This window comes from Micromonospora costi, assembly GCF_003626655.1.
Lineage (GTDB): Bacteria > Actinomycetota > Actinomycetes > Mycobacteriales > Micromonosporaceae > Micromonospora > Micromonospora costi.
Window position 1 is genome coordinate 635,719 of record NZ_RBAN01000003.1, and the last position, 12,712, is coordinate 648,430.

17 protein-coding genes and 1 tRNA gene are annotated in these 12,712 nt (G+C 69.6%); 11 read left to right on the forward strand and 7 right to left on the reverse strand.

The genetic code is table 11. From position 1 onward, the window contains the following. Positions 1 to 262 precede the first annotated feature (262 nt). From D7193_RS19545 to D7193_RS19555, 3 genes are all read right to left on the reverse strand, one after another. Positions 263 to 1,087, reverse strand: a complete 825-nt coding sequence (locus tag D7193_RS19545) for a hypothetical protein (protein ID WP_120780941.1) — start codon at positions 1,085 to 1,087, stop codon at positions 263 to 265. A gap of 91 nt (positions 1,088 to 1,178) precedes the next feature. Continuing rightward, on the reverse strand, positions 1,179 to 2,054 hold the full coding sequence (locus D7193_RS19550) for a hypothetical protein (protein WP_120780942.1): 876 nt from the start codon (positions 2,052 to 2,054) through the stop codon (positions 1,179 to 1,181). An 84-nt stretch (positions 2,055 to 2,138) separates the two neighbouring features. Beyond that, positions 2,139 to 2,222, reverse strand: a tRNA-Tyr gene (locus D7193_RS19555). Between the two features lie 146 nt (positions 2,223 to 2,368). Between D7193_RS19555 and D7193_RS19560 the strand changes: the two genes are divergently transcribed. Beyond that, positions 2,369 to 2,863, forward strand: a complete 495-nt coding sequence (locus D7193_RS19560; protein WP_120780943.1) for a YajQ family cyclic di-GMP-binding protein — start codon at positions 2,369 to 2,371, stop codon at positions 2,861 to 2,863. A gap of 235 nt (positions 2,864 to 3,098) precedes the next feature. Here D7193_RS19560 and D7193_RS19565 read toward each other — a convergent pair whose 3' ends face one another. Next, positions 3,099 to 3,413, reverse strand: a complete 315-nt coding sequence (locus D7193_RS19565; protein ID WP_120780944.1) for a hypothetical protein — start codon at positions 3,411 to 3,413, stop codon at positions 3,099 to 3,101. 134 nt (positions 3,414 to 3,547) lie between these two features. Here D7193_RS19565 and D7193_RS19570 point away from each other — a divergent pair, with 134 nt between their 5' ends. The 10 genes from D7193_RS19570 (at position 3,548) to D7193_RS19615 (ending at position 10,240) form a co-directional block, all read left to right on the forward strand. Continuing rightward, complete coding sequence (locus tag D7193_RS19570) at positions 3,548 to 4,045, forward strand: GNAT family N-acetyltransferase (protein WP_120780945.1); 498 nt, start codon at positions 3,548 to 3,550, stop codon at positions 4,043 to 4,045. A 325-nt stretch (positions 4,046 to 4,370) separates the two neighbouring features. Further along, positions 4,371 to 5,579, forward strand: coding sequence for a low temperature requirement protein A (locus D7193_RS19575; protein ID WP_120780946.1), 1,209 nt, complete (start codon positions 4,371 to 4,373; stop codon positions 5,577 to 5,579). Between the two features lie 134 nt (positions 5,580 to 5,713). Next, the gene (locus D7193_RS19580; RefSeq protein WP_158674825.1) at positions 5,714 to 6,334 is read left to right on the forward strand and encodes a GrpB family protein; all 621 of its coding nucleotides are present in this window, start codon (positions 5,714 to 5,716) and stop codon (positions 6,332 to 6,334) included. 98 nt (positions 6,335 to 6,432) lie between these two features. After that, a complete protein-coding gene (locus tag D7193_RS19585) occupies positions 6,433 to 6,858 on the forward strand; it encodes an ankyrin repeat domain-containing protein (RefSeq protein ID WP_120780948.1) in 426 nt (141 codons plus the stop codon). A gap of 114 nt (positions 6,859 to 6,972) precedes the next feature. After that, the gene (locus tag D7193_RS19590) at positions 6,973 to 7,449 is read left to right on the forward strand and encodes a VOC family protein (RefSeq protein ID WP_120780949.1); all 477 of its coding nucleotides are present in this window, start codon (positions 6,973 to 6,975) and stop codon (positions 7,447 to 7,449) included. Positions 7,450 to 7,467: 18 nt separating this feature from the next. Then, the gene (locus D7193_RS19595) at positions 7,468 to 7,809 is read left to right on the forward strand and encodes a YciI family protein (RefSeq protein WP_120781375.1); all 342 of its coding nucleotides are present in this window, start codon (positions 7,468 to 7,470) and stop codon (positions 7,807 to 7,809) included. Further along, positions 7,806 to 9,002 (forward strand): RNA polymerase sigma factor, encoded by a 1,197-nt coding sequence (locus D7193_RS19600; protein WP_120780950.1) that lies wholly within the window; start codon positions 7,806 to 7,808, stop codon positions 9,000 to 9,002. The genes D7193_RS19595 and D7193_RS19600 overlap by 4 nt, the downstream gene beginning before the upstream one ends. A 119-nt stretch (positions 9,003 to 9,121) precedes the next feature. Further along, positions 9,122 to 9,586, forward strand: coding sequence for an SRPBCC domain-containing protein (locus D7193_RS19605; protein WP_158674826.1), 465 nt, complete (start codon positions 9,122 to 9,124; stop codon positions 9,584 to 9,586). Further along, positions 9,583 to 9,927, forward strand: coding sequence for an ArsR/SmtB family transcription factor (locus tag D7193_RS19610; RefSeq protein ID WP_120780952.1), 345 nt, complete (start codon positions 9,583 to 9,585; stop codon positions 9,925 to 9,927). Before D7193_RS19605 ends, D7193_RS19610 begins: the two co-directional genes overlap by 4 nt. A gap of 82 nt (positions 9,928 to 10,009) precedes the next feature. Beyond that, positions 10,010 to 10,240, forward strand: a complete 231-nt coding sequence (locus D7193_RS19615) for a hypothetical protein (protein WP_120780953.1) — start codon at positions 10,010 to 10,012, stop codon at positions 10,238 to 10,240. 14 nt (positions 10,241 to 10,254) lie between these two features. Here the strand turns inward: D7193_RS19615 and D7193_RS34610 are convergent, their stop codons facing one another. The 3 genes from D7193_RS34610 to htpX all read right to left on the reverse strand — a co-directional run bounded on the left by D7193_RS34610 (position 10,255) and on the right by htpX (position 12,669). Next, on the reverse strand, positions 10,255 to 10,383 hold the full coding sequence (locus D7193_RS34610; RefSeq protein ID WP_277749912.1) for a hypothetical protein: 129 nt from the start codon (positions 10,381 to 10,383) through the stop codon (positions 10,255 to 10,257). A 7-nt stretch (positions 10,384 to 10,390) separates the two neighbouring features. Then, positions 10,391 to 11,650, reverse strand: a complete 1,260-nt coding sequence (locus tag D7193_RS19620; RefSeq protein ID WP_120780954.1) for an MFS transporter — start codon at positions 11,648 to 11,650, stop codon at positions 10,391 to 10,393. 143 nt (positions 11,651 to 11,793) lie between these two features. Further along, positions 11,794 to 12,669, reverse strand: coding sequence for a zinc metalloprotease HtpX (gene htpX / locus D7193_RS19625; RefSeq protein WP_120781376.1), 876 nt, complete (start codon positions 12,667 to 12,669; stop codon positions 11,794 to 11,796). Positions 12,670 to 12,712 lie beyond the last annotated feature (43 nt).

A 12,712-nucleotide genomic window follows, 5' to 3' on the forward strand; every position in this document is an offset into this window, starting at 1 on the left:
CAAGCGCCGGCATCGGCCGGGCCGGCCGGCCACGCTGACAGGACGACAAGACCTTGAAGACCTCGGGGCTCCGCCCCGAACCCCGACCCTCCTCAGGGATCGGCCGGGGAGCGGATCGCCTCGCCGGGCACCACAGGGCTACCAGCCTCCCCGAACGGGGCCAAGGTCGTTCGTCCGGTAGGGCGCTCCACCTTGTCCCCGTCCGGGGAGGCTGGACGGTCTGGCGACTGCCCGACGAGGAGATCCGCCTACACGTCCTCGGTCACTCAACAGCCTGAGCATCGGACCGCGTCGCCTCAGCGGAGAGAGCTTCGAGGGCGGACCGAGACATCCACTGTTCGCAGATCCAGAGAACCCCGTGATCGTCCACTGCCGCCCCGATCCCTCGCAAACGGTCCCCAGCATTCTTGGGGCCAGGCGCCTTGGCCAACCGCGGTGTAGGGCTGGCTAGCGCCGACCGATGCACGATGACGGCCGTAAGGTATTCGCCAGACTTGCTCTGCAACGGCCCAAGGCACGCCTTGTCCTGCCTCGCTTGGCTCTCGTTCGGCCAGTACGGGCGCCTCTGGGAGACGAACACGTCCACGTCAACGACGTAAAGGTGACGCTCAGGAGGCGGGATCAGGCCAGCAAAGTCCCTCGCCTTGACCTCTGCCGGAGCGGGCGCAGAAGGCACGCCAGGGATGAAGAGGTCGTAGGGGAACCGAAGCCGGAGAACATGGGTGTCGTCCTCGGAGACCGCGTAGCCGCTGAACCACCGGGGGAGCCAACCGGGCGTGGCCACAAGGAGGGCGTTCGGCTTCCCTTCGCCCTGCTGGAACGAGGAATCGTATGCGATTTTGAAACCAGGGCCCGTCTCCACGTGTCGCTCGTCCGGGCCATGCAGGCTCACCTTCAGCTCCGCAAGGTTGGCCTCGCGTGCCTTCAAGTAGAAAGAGGTTTGACCCCACCAGAGCCGCCAGGCATAGCTACAGATGCCTGTCTGTCGGCTACCAACGCAGAAGTAGATGGCACCCTTGCCCTGGGGGCCACCCGGAAGCATGCCGAGGACCCCGCTGGTTTCTGCCGAGTCGCCGCCACCGTCCATGTCGCATCCCCTCACGCCCAGGCGTACAAGCAGTCAGACGACGGTATGCCTCCAACCTGGAGTGGTGCCACCTCGATTCCGACGAGATCCGTTAACGGTGATGCCACTCCCCCGACTCAGGATCGAAAGACATCAGATGCGGCCGGTCAGGAGACGACTCGACAGACCCTCCCGAGACCCGGGCTGCTTCAATGGCGGCGTTCATGGTTCCGAGGGCGAGTTTCAGTACCTCGGGGTCCTCGGTCCGAAGCTGGGCGGTTGCCCTGAAGTCATCGGCGCCGACGACGTCGAACTCAAAGACGGGCGGAGGGATAGGAACATCCGGCTCTTGGCGGGCCAACGCGCCCTTCTTCGCCTGGAATCGCAGAAGTAGCAGCTTCAGCCCGTCCCAGAGGGCGGACGCCGCCAAGTTCGGACCCAGCGCAGCAACAACAGGTAGGGCAACCTCCAGGATGATCCTCGCCGGAGGCAGCGCTGACAGCTGGAGGAGATGACTTCCCCGAACGCCGAAATCTCGGCTCATGAGACGGAGCGCTGCCACAAGATCTTCTGGCGGAAACCAGCCTAGGTCCGCTGACACCCGCAGCGCTGCCTTCGGCTGCGCCGGCCAATGTTCCTCGGCGAGGTCCATCCGGCCGCCGACGGAAAACCCACCAACTTCTCCTAGGGCCGTCCACTCCGCCTCGTCTGCTTCGCCCTCAACCCACAATCCGACTCCGCCCCTCGGGGTGGGTCGCAACTCCGCCTTGACGCTGCGGGTCCGGACTGGCAGGAGGCCATCGTGGTGACCGGTCATGGACTGGCTGCCGCTATTGAGCCGTTCCATGAGGTTTCGCAGCGACTGCTCGGGAACGCTGATCCCACCGTAGGCGTCGAGGGGGTCTGTAGTGGCTACGAAGCCACTGAAGTCCACCCAGGCCACGAGCACCCCTTTCGTGCCCGCTACGTGCCCGATTGGCAGGTCCACGAGGGGCAACCATGGTCAACATTGGCACGAGACGACAAAGGCCCCTGACAAGCGTTTCCGCAGGTCAGAGGCCTTGCCGTTCCCTGGTGGCGGGTAGAGGATTCGAACCTCTGTAGCTTTCGCGACGGATTTACAGTCCGCTCCCATTGGCCGCTCGGGCAACCCGCCAGGGCATACCGCCGCGTCACGACGCGGCAGCGAAGCAAGGATAGCGGCTCCCACCCGCTGGCGTGCAACCGGGTACCGTCAGAGGGTCGTACCGCTGGTCAGCGGACGACGGCACGCCAGAGACCGCGGACAGCAGGAGCAGAAGCATGGCAGCGAACCCGTCGTTCGACATCGTGAGCAAGGTCGACCGCCAGGAGGTCGACAACGCCCTCCGCCAGGCGGCGAAGGAGCTCGAGACGCGGTTCGACTTCCGGGGGACGGGCGCCGAGATCTCCTGGGCCGGCGAGGAGGCGGTTTCCCTCCAGGCCGAGACGGAGGAGCGGGTCCGGGCCGCGCTGGAGGTCTTCAAGGAGAAGCTGGTCAAGCGGAACATCTCGCTGAAGTCGCTGGACGCGGGCGACCCGCGTTCCTCGGGCAAGACGTTCAAGATCGACGCCAAGATCATCCAGGGCATCGAGTCGGACAAGGCCAAGGCGATCAGCAAGAAGATCCGCGACGAGGGCCCGAAGGGCGTCCAGGCCCAGATCCAGGGCGACCAGCTCCGGGTCACGGGTAAGAAGAAGGACGACCTCCAGACCGTGATCGCGCTGCTGAAGGGCGAGGACTTCGGCGTCGCCCTCCAGTTCACCAACTACAGGTAACGAGGCAACGAAGGGCCTGGCCACGTGGCCGGCTACGCCTGGTCACCTGGGCAGACGTCGTCACCAGTAGTCGTCGTTGGTCGATCACGATCGGCCTCCGGCGGCCTGGTGACGGCCTGGACCTGGTCCTCGTCGACCTGCCCGGAACCGGCGCGCCCTGGCCCTCTCTGACCCCTCGCTTCTAAGAACTGCCTACCCTGTCTGGCGGCGTCCGCGGGGATCTCTCACCTCCACCTCACTCCTCTTCGTCGAGCCACTGGAATGGGCTGCGGACCCAGGGAGAGCCGACGGTCTCCCGATCGGCCTGCTGTCCGCGCTCGAGGTCCGCGAGTTCGAGAAGCGTCCGGTCAAGCTCCACAAGATGGCTCAGGTGGACAAGATCCATGATCTCGGCGGAGTCCGGCTCGTTGATGCCGTCTCCGACCAGCCAGAGGTCATCGTCAGACCGGGCGACGACGAGCGCCGGAAGTTCGCCTCGGATGACGGTGTGCATGGCGATCGCCGACCGCTCACCGGGGAACCGACTACGCCGGAAGCTCGGCAGACGCATATCGAGCAGTATGCACCGGTCGCCTGACCCTGCCGTGACCGGCGACTGTCAGCTTGGGAATCGGATCGATCACGCCGATGAGCAGTCGCGCCGCCTAGATCATCCCGCGCCGACTGGTTGTAGCCTCGCCCGTTATGAGTTGGCTGCCTGAGGACTTCGTCCACCCCGTCCACGTGCCCGTGCCGAACACCGCGCTTCACCTGCGGCCGATCCGGGAGGCGGACACCGCGATCGACTACCCCGCCGTGATGGGCTCCCGAGAGCGCTTGTGGGAGATCTTCGGCCCGGCCTGGGGTTGGCCCCCGGAGACGATGACCTATGAAGAGGACCGCATCGACTTGCTGCGGCACGAGAAGGAGATAGCCGCGCATCAGTCGTTCAACTACGCGCTGCTGGACGAGGAGGAGACGGCCATCTTTGGCTGCGTCTACATCGACCCGCCTGAGCGCACGGGCGCCGACGGAGAGGTTTCCTGGTGGGTGGTGGACGACCTCGTCGGCGGTGAGGTGGAGCGCGCGCTCGACGCGCTGGTGCCGCAGTGGATCGCGGCCGACTGGCCCTTCCAGCAGCCCCGTTATCTGGGCCGCGACATCACCTGGCAGGACTGGCTCGCGCTGCCGCGCGCCTCGTGACACCATCGCTCCCCTTCCGCAACCACCCACGGACCGCGAGTTGGCGGCGGAGCCCCGGCCATCCTGGAGCCGGAGCGCCCCCGCCGGAGGCGCCCTAACCGCCACCCCCAGCTCTCCGACGCAGCCGGCGTGCGCTCCCCTACGTGGCCACGCCGACCGTGCTCCCGATCGGAGCAGCGGAATCGCGTGGTGCTGGAAGTCCAGGCGGTGCGTCGACGACGGAGATCGCCCGAACCGTTCGAAACGTGTCGTTTGTGGACGGCTGGTGGACTAGCACATTAGGCGTCCGAGTCCGTATTGGTCGGATCAGTAGGAAGATGCGCCTATGGCGCAGATATTGGGGATTCGGCGACCGGTGCCGATTGGTGAGGGCCATCGCACCACCCCGTTTGAGATCTTCTTCGACCTGGTGTTCGCGTTCGCCTTCATCCGCGTGGCCACGTTCATGGAAGGGTCACCGACGCCGCTCGTCCTGGCGCAGGGCCTGGTGTTCCTGATGCTGCTGTGGTGGCCCTTCACTACCTTCGCCTGGCTCGCCAACCGGGTCCGCGCCGACGTGGGCCTGGTCCGCGCCGGGCTGGTCGTGGTGATGGCCGCAATGTTCGTGGCCGGCCTGGTCATCCCGTTCGCGTGGGAGCACGACAGGCGGACGGTGTCCGAATCTCTGACGGTGGCGGTGGCGTACATCGTGATCCGGACCGCGTTCTACCTACTGAATTGGCACGTGGCCGTCGTGAACCCGCGAATCCCGGCGCCCGGCTTCCGCTACGCCATCCCGATCGTGGGGGGCTGGATTCCGCTGCTGCTCGGGGCGGTGCTCGGCGGCGCCACACAAACGCTGTTGTGGGCCGCAGCGTTCCTCATCGACTGCCTCGGCACCGCGTCGGCCTCGATGTCCAGCAAAGACCGATTTCGGTTGCACAGTGCTAGCCACCTGTGTGACCGGCATGGCCTGTTACTGATTATCGCCCTGGGCGAGTCGCTGATCGCGGTGGGCGTCGGCGCCGGATCGGCGGTCACCCGCCGGCCGGTCCTGATCGCCGCACTGCTCGCCGTGGCCATTGCCACGGCCCTGTGGTGGCTGTACTTCGAGAACGCCGCCGCACCGGCCGGACAGGCACTGGCGCGTCTCCCCCACGAGGAACGCGTCCGGCCTGCCATCAACGCCTACAGCCTGGCCCACTTCCCGCTCATCGCCGGGATCATCTACCTGGCCCTGGGCATCGAACTCGTCCTCGAGCACCTGGCGCACCACCCGTCGCAGCATCCTGCCGGGGCGCCGCTGGATTGGATCTCCACAGCGGCCCTGTTCGGCGGCCCGGTCGTCTACCTCATCGGCCGGGGCCTGTTCCTCCGTTTCACCGTCGGACACACCCCACGCGCCCAGATCGTCGCGGCCGGCATCATGCTCGCACTGCTTCCCGTCGCTCGGAGCCTGCCCGCCCTCGGCGCCTTCGGCGTGATCACCGCTGCCCTCGCCGCGCTCGTCTGCTACGAACGCATCATGTGGCAACCGACCGCAGCTGCCAGATGAACACCCACCCACATCTCCTAAGGCAAACGGCCCCAGGAACGCGCTGCCATCCTGCAAGACCTCGCCGACGTCGAGGGCTCGCCTCAGCGCCCCGTGTCGTATCCTGGCCGACTTTGATTCTTCGGGAGGTTGGGTTGGCTGAGTACCCGCAGGACGTTGTACAGCGCTTCCATGCACCGCCTGAGCAAGTAGATGACGGCTTGGTAGGAGAAGCTCCGAAGAACTGGCAGGCGGTCATCATCGAGGATTACGCCCCGGCTTGGGCTGCTCGATACGCCGCTACCAGTTCCCTGCTCAAGGAGACGTTGGGCGATCTGGTCCTGGCCATCGAACACGTGGGGTCCACATCGGTGCCGGGCCTGGCAGCCAAGCCCATCATCGACATCGACCTGCTAGTTGAAGACACGGCGGACGAGTCTCGCTACGTCCCCGCTCTTGAAGGGATCGGGTACCGACTCGTTCTCCGGCAGCCGTGGTGGCACGGGCATCGGATGCTGGTTGGCCCCGCGGAAGACATCAATCTTCACGTTTGGCCGCGGGACGCGCCCGAACCGATCAGGCACCGGCTCTTCCGCGACTGGCTGCGCTCGCATCCAGAAGACCGGGAGCTCTACGCCGCGACCAAGCGGAGCCTCGCGCGGGACACGGCGCACCGAGCCGGTGACTACAGCCTGGCGAAGAACGAGGTCATTGACCGGATCCTTGCGCGCATCTTCGCGGCAGCCAGCGAACGGCCGCTACCTGGTTCCGATTGATGGCGACCCGGACGCGCTCGGACCAGGCGTCCGCCCAGGGCCGCTGACGACGCGGTCGCGATCAACGAGACCTGTGGGACCTACCTACGCTGAGGGCCGTGAACAAGCGACGGCGGAAGAAACTCACCACGCGCCTGATGGACGCGGTGCTTCGCGGGGACGCAGCTGCCGCCGGCGCCCTCCTGCGCCTCGGGGCGGACCCCGACGCGGCTGACCGCGACGGCACGACCCCGCTCTACCGGGCGTCCGTGCACGGCGCGGTCGATCTCGTGCGGCTTCTGCTTGCCGCCGGCGCCGCCCCGGACACCGAGAGCGGGCACGGTCAGGAGGGCACGCCGCTGTGCGCCGCGGCGGCCTGGGGACACACCGACGTGGTGCACGTACTCCTCGCCCACGGCGCGGACCCGAACCTCCGCGAGGACCGGGGAACCGGCTACTCGCCACTGGACTGGGCGCTGCGGGGCGGCCACGCACAGACGGCCGATGTGCTCGTGGCCGCTGGCGCCGGCTCCGCCGCCGCTTGAAACGCGCCGCAGATCTCGGACAGAAATTTCCTCCGCCGGTTGTCGGATCCGACTGCTCGCCGGTCGTCTCATGGGTGAGAGCAACCCACCGAGACACCGACGAGGAGGAACGCCATGACGGCGTCACCCGGCACCAACCCGATCCCCGACACCTACCGCCGCGTCACACCCTGCCTGGTGGTGGACGGTGCGGCGAAGGCTCTGGAGTTCTACGCCGACGTGTTCGGCGCCGTCGAACGGATGCGGTTCCCCGGGCCCGACGGCAGCATCGTCCACGCCGAGATCCAGATCGGCGACGCGGTGGTCATCGTGGAGGACCAGGACCCGCAGCGGGGTACGACCGCTCCGCCGCCCGGTGGCCTGCCCGGCACGCCCGTCTTCCAGTTCGTGTACGTCGAGGACGTCGACGCGGTGGTCGCCCGGGCGGTCCAGCTCGGCGCGACGATGCGGCGCGCGCCGGAGGATCAGTTCTACGGTGACCGGGACGCCTTCGTGGTCGACCCGTTCGGCCACGGCTGGACCGTCGCCACGCACGTGGAGGACGTGAGCCCGGAGGAGATGTCCCGACGCATGGCCGCGCTGTTCGGGTAGGACCGACGGGAGGACATGATGAAGTACGTGCTGATGTTCGTCGAGACCGAGGAGTTCGCCGCGGACCTGGCCGCCATGGACGAGTCCGAGCGCGGACGCGCGTACGCCCGCGTGCAGCAGTGGTTCGCGGACCACCAGGACAGGATCACGCACCACGCGCACCTCCTGCCCTCGGACACCGCCACCACGGTGCGGCTGGACCGGGGCGAGCCGCTGGTGTCCGACGGGCCGTTCGTGGAGGGCAAGGAGATCGTCAGCGGCTACGCCGAGATCGAGGTGGCCGATCTCGACGAGGCGCTACGCGTGGCGAAGTCGTGGCCGGCGTGCCCCGTGGTGGAGATCCGGCCCATCGCCGCATGACCCAGCCGACGCACGCCGAGCTGGCCCGTGTGGTGCGCGACCACGCGGGCCGGCTCGCCGCGTCCCTCGTGCCTCTGGTCGGCGACTTCGCGGCCGCCGAGGATCTCGTCCAGGACGCCGTCGAGGCGGCGTTGACGCACTGGCCGGTCGAGGGCATCCCGGACCGGCCGGACGCGTGGCTGTACACCGTGGCCCGCCGTCGCGGCCTCGACCACCTGCGACGGGCGCATCGCCACCGGCAGAAGCTCGCCCTGGTGCCGTGGCCACCGGAGCCGCGACCCGACGACCGACTACGGCTGATCTTCACCTGCTGTCACCCGGCGCTGCCCCGCACCGCCCAGGTCGCCCTGACCCTGCGGGTGGTCTGCGGGTTGACCACCGCGCAGATCGCCAAGGCGTTCCTCGTCCCGGAGAGCACCGTCGGGCAGCGCATCACCCGCGCCAAGCGGAAGATCAGCGACGCGGGCATCCCCTACCGGGTCCCGTCCGCGGACGATCTCGCCGACCGCCTCGCCGAGGTCCTCGCCGTCATCTACCTGCTGTTCAACGAGGGTTACCTGTCCACCGGCGGCGACCACGCCCAGGCCCGCGACCTCGCGGACGACGCCGAGTTCCTCGCCGCGCTGCTGCACCAGCTCATGCCCACCGAACCCGAGGTGGCCGGCCTGCTCGCCCTGATCCGGCTCCACCGGGCGCGGGCGAGCGCCCGCTTCGACCGTAACGACGACATCGTGCAGCTGCCGCACCAGGACCGGTCGCTCTGGAACCACGAGGCCATCGCCGACGCGGGCCGGCTGCTGGCCCGCGCCGCGGCACAGAGACGACCGGGCCCGTACCAGGTGCAGGCCGCGATCGTCGCCTGCCACGCGGAGGCCGCCCGGTGGGAGGACACCGACTGGGCGCAGATCGCCGTCCTGTACGACATGCTGCTGCACCTGGCGCCGTCACCGGTCACCCGGCTCCACCGGGCGATCGCCCTGCGGTACGTGACCGGGCCGGCGGCCGCGCTCGCCGAGGTGGACCGCCTGGCCGGCGACCTGGACGGCTACCACCTCTTCCACGCGACCCGTGCGGAGCTGCTCCGGGACGTCGGCGAGACGGCCCGGGCGCGGAGCGCGGACGAACGTGCCCTCACGCTGACGACCAACCCGGCGCAACGGTCCCTCCTGCGGCAGCGCCTCAGCTGGACGTGACGCGGGCGGCGACGGCCCAGCAGCGGGGACAAGAGAAAACGCAACCTTTGGTTGCGCGACAGTCGAGCGGCGGCTAGCGTGAGGAGCAACCAATGGTTGCACATGGAGGAGGCAGCATCATGACGGTCATCGAGCGCGAGATCCTGATCGAGGCACCCCGGCACGTGGTGTGGCAGGTGCTCACGGACCCCGCCCAGATCAGCCAGTGGTTCAGCGACGACGCCCGGATCGACCTGCGCCCCGGCGGGGCCGGCACCTTCGTCTTCGGCCCCCGGGTCAACCAGCTCGACGGACCGATCCCCGTGGACCTCGTGGTGCAGGCGGCCGAGCCGCCCGAGCGCTTCGCCTTCCGGTGGGCCCACCCGGCGGGCAGCGAGGCGCGTGTGGACAATTCTCTGCTGGTCGAGTTCACGCTCACCGCCGAGGGCGAACACACCCGCCTCCGCCTGGTGGAGAGCGGGTACGACCAGGTCGACTGGTCGCCGCAGGTCAGGGAGGACACGATCAACGACCACGCCAAGGGCTGGGACACCCACCTCACGACGCTCACCGCGTACGCGCCCCAGCGGTCCGCCTCGTCATGACCGACCGGAGTGATGACGAGGAGCTGTGGGCCGCCATCGCGGAACCCGGACGGCGCCGGCTCCTCGACATCCTCCTGTCCGGGGGCCCCGCCACGGCCACCGCCCTCGCCGCCGACCTGCCGTTCACCCGGCAGGCGGTCGCCAAGCACCTGGCGGTCCTCGAACGGGCGGGGCTCGTCGAGGGGCACCGGCACGGGCGCGAGGTCCGCTACGCCGTACGCCCCGAACGGCTCGACGTCGCGGCCCGCGCGATGGCGGCGGTGGCCGCGCGCTGGGACAGCCGGCTGCAGGCCATCAAGCGCCTCGCGGAGTCGATCCACCGGGCGGCGAACCAGCCGTGACGCCGGTCGGGCCGGCCGCGCGCGACGTTCCGCGCCGGCGGGCCCGACCGTATGGTGGAGTCGCGGGGAAGGGGGCGGGCCCATGATCCCGACACTGATCCTGTTCGGCGTGGTCGCCGGTCGCTGGTGGCGGCTGGCGCTCGCCGTCGCCGCGCTGCTGTGGCCCGTCCTGCTGGTGGCGACGGGCGCGATGGGCGTGGGGCCGGAGCTGCTCGGCGCGGCCGTGCTCGCCGTCGCCAACACCGCCGTGGGCGTCCTCGTCCACCAGGGCGTCCGCTGGGCGGTCCGGAGCGTGCGCCGCTCCGGGGCCTGAGAGCATCGCAGCGGTCAGCGGTTGAAGATCAGCAGCAGCACCACGGTGAGGATCGCGCTGAGCAGCAGCGAGCCCAGGCACCCGACCCGGTTCGAGAAGAAGAGGAACACGCCGTACGGGTTACCCGCCCGGGCCGGCGCCACGCACCGGTCAGGCGGGAACCGGCTCGTCGAGGCGTACGGCGGCGGCCTCCGCGCGGGCGATGGGCCCGGCGGGCAGCGCCGCCACCCCGGCCCCGACGGCGACCGCGGCCCCGGCGAAGAGGAACGCCCACGGCACCCCGCCTGCGTTGTCCACGATCACCCCGGCCACCGCGCCGCCGGCCGCGCTCGCCGCCACCGACATGGTGACCACCCAGGTGTACGCCTCGTTCAGCATCCCGGCCGGGGCGATCCGGCCGACCAGGGTGTTCTCCAGGGTCAGCGCCGGTGCGATGGTGGCCCCGCCCACGACGAGCGCGACACCCAGCGCCAGCGGGTTCGGCATCACGGCGAAGACCGCGAAGCTGGCCGCCACGGCGGCGAGCAGCCCGGCGAACTGCCGGGTCATGGTGACCGCCGGCTTGCGGACCCCGAACCAGAAGCCACCGGCCGCGCTGCCGACGCCCCAGACGGCCAGCAGCACACCGGCCAGGCTCTCCGCGTCGGCGGGACGGTAGGTGCCCGCGAAGGCCGGGACGATCACCCCGGCGGCCCCGAACGCGATGCCGAGGCTGGCCACGCACACCAGCAGTGCCGGGAAGCCGGCGACCCGCAGCGGGCCGAGCCCGCGGGCGTGGTGTTCCCGGGAGTGCGGCCGCCACCCGCGCATCACCCGGCCGAGCGCCACGGCGACGGTGCCGACGAGCGTCACGACCGCGGCGCCCACCAGCGCGGCGGTCGCGTCGGCGACGAGCACGAAGCCGGCCACCAGCAGCGGCCCGAGCACGAAGACGATCTCGAAGAGGGAGGTCTCCGCCGCGAGCGCGGTGTTGCGCAGGTGGTACCGGCCGGTGGCCGGGGCCGTGAGGTCGTTCCAGGCTCCGCGGATGGCGGCGGTCAGCGGCGGGTACGTGGCGCCGGCCACGGCGGCGGCCCCGTAGATGACCACCAGCCCGTCGGCGCCGGCCCGGGAGGCGAGCAGCAGGCCGGTCAGCGCGAGCGGGTGGGCGACCGCGGTGACGAGCAGCACGGGGCTGGGGCCGATCCGATCGGCGATCCGGCCGGCGACGGGGCTGAGCGCGGCCCCGGCCACCGCGTAGATGCCGCCGGCCACGGCGGCCAGGGAGTACCGCCCGGTCACCTGCTCGACGACCAGCAGCAGCGCCAGCGGGGTCATGCCGATCCCGAGCCGGCCGATGATGCCGGTGATCAGCAGCATCGGCGCGCCGGGAATCCGCCAGACGCCCAGATACTGGCGCAGAGCGGCCACGCGTACCTCCGGGGATGTAATGAGTGTCAGAGCCTTAGACCCTAACGCCGCACGTCGTACGAGATGAAGCGGATATCGCGGCCGACACAGCACTCCGCCCGCACCCCGGTGGGGTGCGGGCGGAGTGGTGCGGGTCTACCGGGTCAGCGCAGGAACTGCACCGGACCGGTGTTGAGGGCCATCCGCTCCAGGCGGGCGACCCGGTCCTCCATCTTCGGGTGGGTAGAGAACAGCGCCGCGATGCCGACGGGCCGGAACGGGTTGGCGATCATCAGGTGCGCGGTGCTGGTCAGGTTGCCCTGTGCCGGCAGCGGCCGCTGGCGTGCCACCGCGTCGATCTTGCGCAGTGCGCTGGCGAGGGCCAGCGGGTCGCGGGTCAGCTGGGCGCCGGACGCGTCCGCCTGGAACTCGCGGCTGCGGCTGATCGCGAGCTGGATGATCGTCGCGGCGATCGGGCCCAGGATGATGGTGAGCAGCAGCACGGCCGGGTTCGGGCCGTCCTCGTCGTCGCCACCCGCGAGCGGGATGAACCAGGCGATGTTCGCCAGGGTGGTGATGATGCCGGCCAGACCGGCCGCCACGCTGGAGATCAGGATGTCCCGGTTGTAGACGTGCGACAGCTCGTGCCCGATCACACCGCGTAGCTCGCGGTAGTCGAGCACCTCGGTGATGCCCTGGGTGACACAGACCGCCGCGTGCTGCGGGTTACGACCCGTGGCGAACGCGTTGGGCTGCGCGGTCGGGCTCACGTAGAGGCGTGGCATCGGCTGGCGGGCCTCGGTCGCCAGCTCACGCACCATCCGGTACAGCTCGGGGAACTGCGCCTCGGTGACCGGTTGCGCCCGCATCGCGCGCAGTGCGAGTTTGTCGGAGTAGAAGTAGCTGATGCCGTTCATCAGCAGCGAGATGACGACGGCGATGACCAGGCCGCCACTGCCGCCGAACCAGTAGCCCACCCCGAGGATCAGCGCGGTGAGCAGGCCGAGCAGCGCGGCGGTCTTCAGACGGTTGTGGTGCACGATCACTCCTTCGGTGCACGGATCGCCGGGATCCGTCGACCGG

Coding starts and splice junctions, on each gene's coding strand:
- D7193_RS19545 (WP_120780941.1), bottom strand. CDS start 1,087: ATGGACGGTGGCGGCGACTCGGCAGAAACCAGCGGGGTCCTCGGCATG.
- D7193_RS19565 (WP_120780944.1), bottom strand. CDS start 3,413: ATGCGTCTGCCGAGCTTCCGGCGTAGTCGGTTCCCCGGTGAGCGGTCG.
- D7193_RS19605 (WP_158674826.1), top strand. CDS start 9,122: ATGACGGTCATCGAGCGCGAGATCCTGATCGAGGCACCCCGGCACGTG.
- D7193_RS19615 (WP_120780953.1), top strand. CDS start 10,010: ATGATCCCGACACTGATCCTGTTCGGCGTGGTCGCCGGTCGCTGGTGG.
- D7193_RS19575 (WP_120780946.1), top strand. CDS start 4,371: ATGGCGCAGATATTGGGGATTCGGCGACCGGTGCCGATTGGTGAGGGC.
- D7193_RS19595 (WP_120781375.1), top strand. CDS start 7,468: ATGAAGTACGTGCTGATGTTCGTCGAGACCGAGGAGTTCGCCGCGGAC.
- D7193_RS19600 (WP_120780950.1), top strand. CDS start 7,806: ATGACCCAGCCGACGCACGCCGAGCTGGCCCGTGTGGTGCGCGACCAC.
- D7193_RS19560 (WP_120780943.1), top strand. CDS start 2,369: ATGGCAGCGAACCCGTCGTTCGACATCGTGAGCAAGGTCGACCGCCAG.
- D7193_RS19610 (WP_120780952.1), top strand. CDS start 9,583: ATGACCGACCGGAGTGATGACGAGGAGCTGTGGGCCGCCATCGCGGAA.
- D7193_RS19570 (WP_120780945.1), top strand. CDS start 3,548: ATGAGTTGGCTGCCTGAGGACTTCGTCCACCCCGTCCACGTGCCCGTG.
- D7193_RS19590 (WP_120780949.1), top strand. CDS start 6,973: ATGACGGCGTCACCCGGCACCAACCCGATCCCCGACACCTACCGCCGC.